The following is a 7,954-nucleotide window of genomic DNA, read 5'->3' as shown; positions in this document are numbered from 1 at the left end:
TCAGCCGCCTTCAACCGCTCCGCATTCACACCGTTCAACACCACCGTCGCACCCGCATCAGCCAGCCCCCGCGCCAACGCATTACCAATCCCCCGGCTCGAACCCGTCACCAAAGCAACCCGCCCGGTCAAATCAAAAAGTGAAGTCATGAAGAGGTCCTTTCTGTGGCGCTCACGGCGCCCGTCCTGCTGAGGTTTGAAATAGCTTGCCGGACGACGGCAAGGTCCTGGTCCCCCAGGCCCTGGCGCTTCAGTTCGGCATAAAGCTCGACGCCGGCCCGCGCCATCGGGACGGCGGCCCCGGCGGCGTCGGCGGACTCCACGACGAAGGTCAGGTCCTTGTGCATGAACTTTGCCGGCCCGGTGGGAGTGTAGTCCTTCCGGGCAATCCGCGGGCCCACCTGGTCCAGGACGCGGCTGCCGCCGAGGCCTCCGGACAGGACCTCGAAGAGGGCCGCGACATCGACGCCCGAGCGTTCGGCGAGCTCGGCAGCCTCGGCGAGCGCCGCCGTCGTGGTTCCGACCACCAGCTGGTTGCACGCCTTTGCCAGGGACCCGGCACCGAGCGGTCCCAGCAGCCTTACAGTGGTGCCCATGGCCTCGAAAAGCGGGAGCAGCCTGCGGAAGTCGGCGCCGTCGTCCGCGCCGGCCATGATCGCCAGCGTGCCATCGATCGCCCCCTTCGTCCCGCCGCTGACCGGCGCGTCCAGCACCACGGCATGGCCTGAACTGGCCGCCCGGACCTTCTGCCCGAACGCCTTGACCGCCGTGGGGGAAACGCTGCTCATGACCACCACGGCAGTACCCGCCGCCGGTGGTGACGTCCGCCAGCTCGCGAGCAGCCCGGCCGCCGCGTCCTCAATGTAGGCAAGGTCCGGCAGCATGAAGACGATCACCGGCTCGTCCCTGAGCTGCTCCACGGCTTCCGCAGCGGACCCGCCGAGCCGGCGGAAATCCTCCAGCGCGGCAGGCGACCTGTTCCACGCCGTCACCGCCCAGCCCGCGCGCGCAAGATTCGCCGCCATCGGCGCCCCCATCAGGCCCAGGCCCACGAAGCCTGCTCTCTGTATGTTCATCTGCAGCGGAACCTCACTTCGTTGTGGTCAATTTTGGTCGATCCCCGGAAATCTGTTCAGTATTCTAGCCTCTATTCAGTATGATGAACAGTATGACGACTGAAACCACCGTCGCGATCGCCGTCCCGCTCGAAGCCGAGTTCGTGGAACGCATCCGCGCCGTAGATCCCTCCGTGACCGTCCTTTATGAGCCCGACCTGCTGCCGCCCGAACGGTTCCCGGCAGACCACGCCGGCGACCCCGACTTCAAGCGCACGCCCAAGCAGGAGGAGCGCTACTGGGAGATGCTGGGCAGGGCCGACGTGCTGTACGGCTTTCCGAATGAAAGCCCCGCCGGCCTGGCGCGAATCGCGAAGGAAAACCCGCGCCTGCAGTGGATCCACGCCATGGCGGCGGGCGCCGGCGGGGCGGTTAAGGCCTCCGGGCTCGACGCCGGGACCCTGAACAAGTTCAGCGTGACCACGTCCGCAGGGGTGCATGCCCTGCCCCTCGCCGAGTTTGCGGCGCTGGGCATCCTCAACGGTTTCAAGCGGACCGCGGAGCTCGCCCAGGACCAGGCCGCCAAAGTCTGGCCGGAGCTGCGGATACCCACCAAACTGGTCAACGGCTCCGCCCTGGTGGTCACCGGGCTCGGGGAGATCGGGCTGGAAACCGCCCGCATCGCCCGCGCACTGGGCATGAAGGTCAGCGGCACCAAGCGTTCCGTGGAGCCGATCGACGGCATCGAGGAAGTGGCGGGCAACAACGGCCTGGCCGGGCTGCTCGCCTCGGCCGACGCCGTGGTGAACACCCTCCCGGGCACCCCCTACACGGAGAAGCTGTTCAACCGCGAGGTTTTTGCGGCCATGAAGCCCGGCACGGTATTCGTGAATGTGGGCCGCGGAACCGTGGTGGACGAGGATGCGCTGCTCGAAGCCCTGGATAACGGTCAGGTGGCCTACGCCTGCCTCGACGTATTCGCTGTCGAGCCCCTGCCGCGGGACAGCCCGCTGTGGAACCACCCGCGTGTCATGGTGTCGCCGCACACCTCGGCCCTCAGCGCCGCCGAGAACCGCCTGATCGCAGAGCGCTTCTGCAGCAACCTCAGGACATTCCTCGACGGCGGCGAACTCCCCCACCTCGTGGATACGGTCCACTTCTACTAAACCGCCTGCCGCAGGACACGCCTGCAGCAGAAACACCGGAGAGCCGGGCAGCCCCAGGGTTGCCCGGCTCTTCCTGTTGGGCCCTTCCCTAGTCTGCTCCTGCGCGAGCGTACACTTCAGGCCCCAACGCCAACCGCGAACGTACACTTGCGGCCCGCCCCATGAAGGGATGGGCCGCAAGTGTGCGTTCGCGCTGTGTGCTGTCTAGCCGAGTTGCTCCTAGCGGGCGTCCTCGATTGCAACCAGGTCGCGGCCCTTGGTTTCCGGCGTGAAGAAGGTGCTCACGAAGGAGATCAGGGCCAGGACCAGCGAGTAGATGGCCAGCACCAGCCAGGAGTGACCCGTTACGGCAAGCAGGGACGCGCCCACCAGCGGAACCAGGCCACCGGCCAGGACGGCGGAGAATTCGCGGCTCATGGCGACGCCGGTGAAACGGTATTGCGATCCGAAAAGCTCCGGCAGAAGCGGGCACTGCGGGCCGAGCATCGACTGGACACCGATGGCGATGCCCACCACCATGACCATCCAGACCAGGGTCACGTTGCCCAGCGTTACGAGGTAGAACGCCGGGAAGGCAATCAGGGCCTGGAACAGCGCGCCGTAACGGTATACCGGGACGCGGCCAAAGCGGTCGGACAGGGCACCGAAGGTGACCACAAGGATGGCGGCAAATCCGGCAGCAATCAGAAGGCCGACGGGTCCGATGAACTTGTCGCCCGGGAAAACGCCGGCCGGGGCTGCCATGAACGCAATCAGGAGCGCAGAGTAGATCGAGGAGTTGCCGTTCTCGCCCATGCGCAGGCCGATGCCCACCAGGACATTCTTCTTGGAGTGCTTCCAGAGCTGGCCAATGGGGTTCTTGACGACATTCTTGTGCTTCTCAAGCTCCTGGAACACAGGCGTTTCCTTGAGCCGCAGCCTGATGAAGATGGCCACAGCTATCAGGAGGATGCTCGCAAGGAAGGGCACACGCCACAGCCAGCCCTCAAGTACGGCCTTGTCCGCCATGGCGATCAGCGCAAACGTGCCGGCACCCAGGAGCGTGCCCAGCTGGATCCCCACGAACGGAAGGGAAGCAAAAAAGCCACGGCGGCGGCGCGGAGCGACTTCGGAAATCAAGGTGGTGGCACCTGCCTGCTCAGCTCCCGCACCAAGCCCCTGGAGGATACGCAACGTTACGAGGAGGATGGCACCCAGCATGCCGGCCTGCTCGAAGGTAGGCAGGAGTCCGATGGCGAAGCTGGCGGTTCCCATCAGGCCGATCGTGAGAATCAGGACCATTTTCCGGCCGAACCGGTCGCCGATGAAACCAAAGATGATCCCGCCGAACGGGCGGGCAGCGAAGCCCACACCGTACGTGGCGAATGATGCGATCAGTGCACCCTCATCGCCGAGCGGCTTGAAGAACAGCGGCCCGAAGATCAGCGCCGAAGCCAGGCCGTAGATGTAGAAATCGTAGTACTCCAGAGCGGAGCCTACGGAGCTGGCAAGCGTTGCCCTGCGCAGCTGTTCCGGTTCGACGACGGCGCCGTCCGCATCAGCCAGCTGTGAATCAGTACGAGTTGTCACTAGCGCTCCCTCAAAGACACCAGACCCCCGTTGGCCTGGTGAGTAGTGACAACACCATCGCGTCGATCACTATATTGAACAGCGTACAACATGATGAACGGAGCGCCAATAGCTCCGGGAAATCCTGCTAGCCCATGGGGTTACCCAGGGACCTCGCCAGCTCATTGAGCTCCTTGACCATCTGCGCGCCCTGCTCCTGTGAGTAGGTCGCCTTCAGGGCGGTGACGGACAGCCCAAGGCTGGGGCCGTGGGCTCCGCGGGTGGGCACAGTCACGGCGAGGCACACCACGCCGGTGGTGGATTCCTCGTCTTCAAACGCGAAGCCCTGCTCGCGGATCTCCTCCAGCTGCGCCTTCAGCTCCGCTCCCGTGCGCAGCGATTTGGGTGTCAGCACCGGGAGTTCCGCGTCGTCCGTGAACATCGCATCGATGTCATGGTCATGAAGCCTCGCAATGAGCGCCTTGCCTACGGCGCAGAGGGAAACCGGCATCTTGTCGCCAATATTGGACGTCAGACGGACGGCGGGATGGCCCTCATAGCGAGCCAGGTAGATGACGTTGGTGCCGTCCAGCATGGCAATGCGCACCGTTTCACCGGACAACGTGGGCGCCTGCTCGCAGAAACGGTAAAACTCCTGGACTTCGTCGAGCCGGCTCAGGTAGGCGGCGCCCAGTTCAACGAGCTTGCGCCCCAGCGTGTATTCGGCGCCCTGCCTGCTGATAAGCCTGGCCTCCTCGAGGGCCAACAGGAGGTTGGAGGTCGAAGATTTGGGGATTCCGAGGTCCCGGGCGAGGTCACTGAGCGTCAACCGGCCAGTGGCAGACGCTGCGAGCGACTCCAGGACGGCGGCAGCCCTTGTGACGGCAGGCGCCGGGGACGCGCTGCCCAGTCCGTCGTTGGCTTTGGGGGTGCGGGAATCGGCCATGATTCTCCTTTTCGATACGTGCTCAGACAGCGGGGGCAAGCAGATTGCATCGCGCACCAAACACCGGCGACGATGCCAAAGCGTCCAGTCAACTGAACACATACCATCATACTGGCTGGGCGGCTGCTGCCGAAGGCATGCCGGGACCCTTCCTGCCGACGGCGCGCGGAGGCCGCCCCGCAACAGTTTCGTGTTTCCGAAAGTTCACGGTATATTCAACGTCAAGCCTTCCACCGCGGCATCCCCCAATAGTCGCGGTGGAAGGCTTATCCAATTCTTAGGCCTTTCTGGTTTTCCGGCCTTCCGGGTCCGAAGCCCTCTGCTCAGGCCGCAGTCGCAACCGCGTTACCGGCAGCGGCGTTGTCCGCCACCGCGCTCCGCAGTCTCCAACCGCCGCCGAGTCCGTCGCGGATGATCTCCATGGTGGTCAGCTCCGATCCCCCGTTACGCCCCAGCCGGGCCTGCAGCCGCCACACTTCCACGTCGACGCGGCTACGTCCCAGCGGCATCCGGCGCTCCGCTTCCCACCAGCTGACGCGTTCAAACCACCGCAGCGGTTCCGCGCCTACGGTCCATTCCCGCCCGCCGCGGATGACAGCCCCCGGCTGCCCGTCGGCATCAACCCTCACAAGTACGTGTTCCATGCCCGCAGGCTATGGCCGGGCACCGACATTTTTCGGGGCCACAGTCACGCACTGGGAAACACAGAAAACCCCGCCTGACCAGGTTCAAGAACTTGGTCAAACGGGGTTTGAAGGTGGGTCCTACCGGGATCGAACCGATGACATCCACGGTGTAAACGTGGCGCTCTACCAGCTGAGCTAAAGACCCAAAGAGAGGTTTTTCGCGCCGAAGCGCTCGAACCAACGAACATAGACTCTACCCGAACAGTGCCCCCAAACGCTAATCGGGTCAGGCTGCCGGGAGCGGCGGCAATTCTTCGGCCAGCCAGGCGAGGGACTCGCTCACTCCGGCTTCCAGCTTGATCGTGGCGAGGTCGTCGCCGCGCGTCTGGCCACGGTTGATGATGACAACAGGTTTGCCTTGCTTGGCGGCATGGCGGACAAACCGCAGCCCGCTCATGACGCTTAGTGAGGAACCGGCAACAAGCAGGGCCTCGGCTTCATCCACCATTGCGTATGCCCGCTCCACGCGGTCCTTGGGGACGTTTTCACCGAAGTACACAAAGTCCGGTTTCAGGACCCCACCGCACGCGGGGCAGCGGGCGACCACAAAGCTGCGGATCAGGCGCAGGTCCTCCACCGTGGCATCGGCATCAGGGGCCATTTCGACAAGACCGGACGTGGTGGCGTGATCCAGGAAGTCCGGGTTCAGTTCCTCCAGCACCCCGGCCAGCATTTGCCTCGAGTAGGTGCGGCGGCAGTCCAGGCAAATCACCTGGTCGAAGCGTCCATGAAGGTCAACTACGTTGGTACTGCCCGCGTCCTCGTGAAGACGGTCCACGTTCTGGGTGATCAGTCCGGTCAGGAGCCCGCGCTGCTCGAGGAGGACGACGGCGGCATGGCCGGCATTGGGATTGGCCCGCCTGAGGTGGGACCAGCCAATGTGGTTCCGCGCCCAGTACCGCTGCCGGTTGGCAGCATCGCCGACAAACTCCTGATAGGTCATGGGTGAGCGCGGGGGCGAATCCGGTCCCCGGTAGTCCGGAATGCCAGAGTCCGTGCTCAGCCCCGCCCCGGTCAGAAGCGCCAACGGCAGCCCGGCGAGCACATCCCGGATCCCGCCCAGCACATCGAGGTCGCTGGCCGATGACTCGGCGCGCGGGGCAGGCGGCAGACTGGCAAACCCTGTCAGGCCGGTGCCGGTCCGCCGCTGGTCCATCGGGTAACCCCGGCGCCTAGCCCCGGGCGAGTTCTGCCAGGATGCGGCGGTACTCGCCGAGGTCCCGGGCCTGGCCCCGCGGATTCACGACCACGTAGCGGACCGTTCCGTCGGCGTCGATGATGAATGTCCCGCGCCGCGCCATTCCGCTTTCCTCGTCGAACACGCCGTACTTCCGGGCAACGGCGCCGTGCGGCCAGAAGTCCGCGAGCAGACTGAAGCCATAGCCTTCCTGCTCGGCGTACGCACGGAGGGCGAACTTGCTGTCCACCGAGACCGCCAGCACTTCGGCGTCGGCATGCTGGAAGGCTGCGAGGTTGTCGCGGATCTCACACAGTTCGCCTGTGCAGATCCCGGAGAACGCGAAGGGGTAGAAAATAACCACCACGTTGCGTCCGCGGAAGTCGGCAAGCCGGACGGGCTCACCGAACTGATTGACCAGGGTGAAATCGGGGGCCTGCTGCCCAACCTCAGGGACTCCCGCCAGATCCACCGACGCAACGGCGGCCTGTCCGGTCACTTGTTCTTCCTGGTCACCAGGCGCGTGGCGCTCCAGTCCTTGGAAACGCCCGCGGACGTCGTGCAGTGCAGCCCTGCGGTGGGTGCGGCGTCCTGGATGTCGGAAGGCGAAACGTATCCGGTACGGCCGGACTTGGGCGTGAGGACCCACACCACCCCGCCCTCGGTGAGCGTCGTGAGCGAATCGACCAGCGTGTCCACGAGGTCGCCGTCGCCGTCCCGCCACCAAAAGATCACGGCGTCCACGACGTCGTGATCATCCTCATCCAGAAGCTCCGACCCCGTCAGATCCTCTATGTCATCACGCAAGTCGAAGTCGACGTCGTCGTCGTAACCGAACTCCTGAATCAGATCCCCGTCCTTGAAACCCAATTTTTCCGCCACATTTACCGAAGTGGCGGCGTCGGCCTCGCTCACGTGTTCCTCCTGTGCCTAGTGATTTCAATTACTCCAAGCCAACACCCTTTGGGCGTGTGCTTCAAGCTACGTGCGCCGCGGTGCGGCTTATTGTGCGTCACACAACAAGTATGACGGTCAAATAGGGCAGGCGGTTCAGGTGCGGCTACGCATCCGGAAGCCGTCAGAGCTACAGTGACTGTTGACAACTATGCCTAGCGGGGCGACCGCCCCGACCCAATAGGCAGTCATACACACGAGATAGAACCCTGCCCGGCGCACATGACCGGGCTGTTGTAACCGATACGACGCACACGACGCGTTCACGCCGGGCAGCTACCCTGCCGGACCTGAGTGCGCCGATGAATGCGCGCAAAGAGAGGTTGGACGTGGCTGCAGGAGAAGATACCTCCCATATCCTCAGCGGGTTGACTAACCAGCTGCCTGATCGTGATCCGGAAGAGACCGCCGAGTGGGTTGAGT

9 protein-coding genes and 1 tRNA gene are annotated in these 7,954 nt (G+C 64.5%); 1 reads left to right on the top strand and 9 read right to left on the bottom strand.

Features of this window, described 5'->3' with window-relative positions:
* A partial coding sequence (locus ACFQ50_RS23950) for an SDR family NAD(P)-dependent oxidoreductase (RefSeq protein ID WP_377998105.1) occupies positions 1–149 on the bottom strand: 149 nt, incomplete at its 3' end.
* Positions 146–1,075 carry an NAD(P)-dependent oxidoreductase gene (locus ACFQ50_RS23945; RefSeq protein WP_377998104.1) on the bottom strand — a complete coding sequence of 310 codons (930 nt, stop codon included), beginning with the start codon at positions 1,073–1,075 and terminating at the stop codon, positions 146–148. The genes ACFQ50_RS23950 and ACFQ50_RS23945, both read right to left, overlap by 4 nt.
* An 80-nt stretch (positions 1,076–1,155) precedes the next feature.
* Here ACFQ50_RS23945 and ACFQ50_RS23940 point away from each other — a divergent pair, with 80 nt between their 5' ends.
* Positions 1,156–2,220 (top strand): D-2-hydroxyacid dehydrogenase, encoded by a 1,065-nt coding sequence (locus ACFQ50_RS23940; protein WP_377998103.1) that lies wholly within the window; start codon positions 1,156–1,158, stop codon positions 2,218–2,220.
* Between the two features lie 219 nt (positions 2,221–2,439).
* Here the strand turns inward: ACFQ50_RS23940 and ACFQ50_RS23935 are convergent, their stop codons facing one another.
* The 7 genes from ACFQ50_RS23935 to ACFQ50_RS23905 form a co-directional block, all read right to left on the bottom strand.
* Positions 2,440–3,789: an MFS transporter gene (locus tag ACFQ50_RS23935; protein ID WP_377998102.1), complete on the bottom strand. Its 1,350-nt coding sequence runs from the start codon at positions 3,787–3,789 to the stop codon at positions 2,440–2,442.
* A 127-nt stretch (positions 3,790–3,916) separates the two neighbouring features.
* Positions 3,917–4,714 (bottom strand): IclR family transcriptional regulator, encoded by a 798-nt coding sequence (locus tag ACFQ50_RS23930; RefSeq protein ID WP_377998101.1) that lies wholly within the window; start codon positions 4,712–4,714, stop codon positions 3,917–3,919.
* Positions 4,715–5,037: 323 nt separating this feature from the next.
* Positions 5,038–5,358: a hypothetical protein gene (locus ACFQ50_RS23925; protein WP_377998100.1), complete on the bottom strand. Its 321-nt coding sequence runs from the start codon at positions 5,356–5,358 to the stop codon at positions 5,038–5,040.
* Between the two features lie 114 nt (positions 5,359–5,472).
* Positions 5,473–5,545 (bottom strand) — tRNA-Val (locus ACFQ50_RS23920).
* Positions 5,546–5,626: 81 nt separating this feature from the next.
* The gene (locus ACFQ50_RS23915; protein WP_377998099.1) at positions 5,627–6,556 is read right to left on the bottom strand and encodes an NAD-dependent protein deacetylase; all 930 of its coding nucleotides are present in this window, start codon (positions 6,554–6,556) and stop codon (positions 5,627–5,629) included.
* A 16-nt stretch (positions 6,557–6,572) separates the two neighbouring features.
* Positions 6,573–7,076, bottom strand: coding sequence for a peroxiredoxin (locus ACFQ50_RS23910; RefSeq protein ID WP_377998098.1), 504 nt, complete (start codon positions 7,074–7,076; stop codon positions 6,573–6,575).
* Positions 7,073–7,492, bottom strand: coding sequence for a DUF3052 domain-containing protein (locus tag ACFQ50_RS23905; protein ID WP_377998097.1), 420 nt, complete (start codon positions 7,490–7,492; stop codon positions 7,073–7,075). The genes ACFQ50_RS23910 and ACFQ50_RS23905 overlap by 4 nt, the downstream gene beginning before the upstream one ends.
* Positions 7,493–7,954: the final 462 nt, after the last annotated feature.

The sequence above is a fragment of the Arthrobacter sp. NPDC056493 genome (assembly GCF_042795115.1).
GTDB lineage: Bacteria > Actinomycetota > Actinomycetes > Actinomycetales > Micrococcaceae > Arthrobacter.
This window is presented reverse-complemented; position numbering and strand designations above follow the sequence as displayed.